1 protein-coding gene and 1 pseudogene are annotated in these 1,773 nt (G+C 69.3%); both read right to left on the bottom strand.

Annotation, left to right across the window (positions count from 1 at the left end):
• Positions 1 to 788: 788 nt before the first annotated feature.
• Positions 789 to 1,541 carry a LytTR family DNA-binding domain-containing protein gene (locus tag E1281_RS39480; RefSeq protein ID WP_131884784.1) on the bottom strand — a complete coding sequence of 251 codons (753 nt, stop codon included), beginning with the start codon at positions 1,539 to 1,541 and terminating at the stop codon, positions 789 to 791.
• 76 nt (positions 1,542 to 1,617) lie between these two features.
• Positions 1,618 to 1,773, bottom strand: a pseudogene (locus tag E1281_RS42435) (sensor histidine kinase); the annotation flags it as partial.

Below are 1,773 nucleotides of genomic sequence, written 5' to 3'. Positions count from 1 at the left end.
CGCCAAGGACATCGAGACCCTGAAGCGCCTACGCGACACCCCATGACCGCGAGCCGCCGGGGCGGACCCGGAGTGCGGCACGACGAAAAACGACTCGGGCGCCGATGAACAACCCCCCGACTGTTCAGCGGCGCCCGAGCCACAGGCCACCGGATCCCACCCCCCCGGTACGGGATCCAGCGGCGCATGATCCGGCGTTCGACTGGCGCGCGCCGGATCTCCGGATTTGCTCTTGTGGGAGGTTCGCGGCGGTGCGCGGCGTGCGCCGTGCTCCGGCCGCCCGCCCTCCGGGGCGGTGTGGCGTGTGGTGCCACTGAGAACACTAGAGGTCTGGTGCCTCCGATCGGCACCAGGAAAACGCCGGCTTCGTTAAACGGTACGTAATCAAAGATATACGCACCGTGTTCACACGACGAGCGGTCGCTCCACCGGGCCGAACGGCACATGGGAACGGTCCACAACCCGCGCCGAACGGCCGCAAGGCATTTACGGACACCCCCTGACCCACGACCGCGCCAGAAACCAAGCCCCAAACGCACACACAACCACCACACCCACACGAACCGCCACCACCGCACACGCGAACCGCCACCGACTACTCCACCGACCCCAGCCGCCACCGCAACCCCGCAACAACCAAAACCACTGCGATCGCGTCCGAAGGCAGGTTGCGAGCGAAGCGAGAAACCTGATCGCGCAGCGAGCCGCAAGGCGAGTCGAAGCGATGCAGCGATCGCACCGTAGTTCCCGCCGAAGGGAGGGCCCCCAGGGCCCGACCGCCAAGGGAACTACTGATGAAACTTGCGGACCAGGCGGTCCCGTACCTCTCGGGTGTGGCGGCGGCTCACCTGGAGCAGTTCGTCCCCGATCTGGACGGCCGCGCGGCCGCCGTCGAAGCGCAGCTCGGTGACGTGCGCGGACGCGACCAGGGTGCTGCGGTGAATCCGGATGAATCCGGCCGCCTCCCACCGCTCGGTCAGGGCCGAGAGCGGCATGCGGACCAGGTAGCCGCCGTCGGCGGTGTGCAGCCGCACGTAGTCGCCCTGCGCCTCGACGTGGGTGACCGACCGGCGGGAGACGAGCCGGGTCCGCCCGCCGAGCTCGACGGGGATCATCTCGTCCTCGGGGTCGCGGGCGTCCTCGTCCGGCGGCGGGCCCGTCCGGCGTGCGGCGACGGCGACCCGGCGGACCGACTCGGCGAGCCGCTCCGGGCGGACGGGCTTCAGCAGGTAGTCGAGGGCGCCGAGTTCGTAGGCGGTGACGGCGCAGTCGTCGTGCGCGGTGACGAACACGACGTGCGGGGGCGCGGCGAAGCCGGTCAGCAGGCGGGTGAAGTCGAGCCCGTCGAGCCCGGGCATCCGGATGTCGAGGAACACGGCGTCGAGGCGCTCGCCCTCGACGAGCATCCGGCTCAGGTCGCGCAGCGCGGACGACGCGTCGCCCGCGTGGCTGACCCGGTCGATCCGCTGGTCGCCGCGGAGGAGATGGATCAGCTCGTCCAAGGCGGGGCGTTCATCGTCGACGGCCAGGACGTGAAGCATGAGGGCGACTTTGCCGCGATTACCGTCCGTCCGCAATCGATTCCGAAAAGTGAGTGTGACGAGGCATGGCCATCGGTCAGTCCGGAAACACCCCCGAACGGTATTTCGGGACACGCAGATTGACCTTCGTCCCGGCGCCGAGAGCCGTCTCGACGGTGAGCCCGTACTCCTCTCCATAGACCTGGCGCATCCGCTCGTCGACGTTCGCGAGCCCGATCCCCTCCCCTGCCCC

It is taken from the genome of Actinomadura sp. KC345, assembly GCF_004348515.1.
Classification (GTDB): Bacteria; Actinomycetota; Actinomycetes; order Streptosporangiales; family Streptosporangiaceae; genus Spirillospora.
This window is presented reverse-complemented; position numbering and strand designations above follow the sequence as displayed.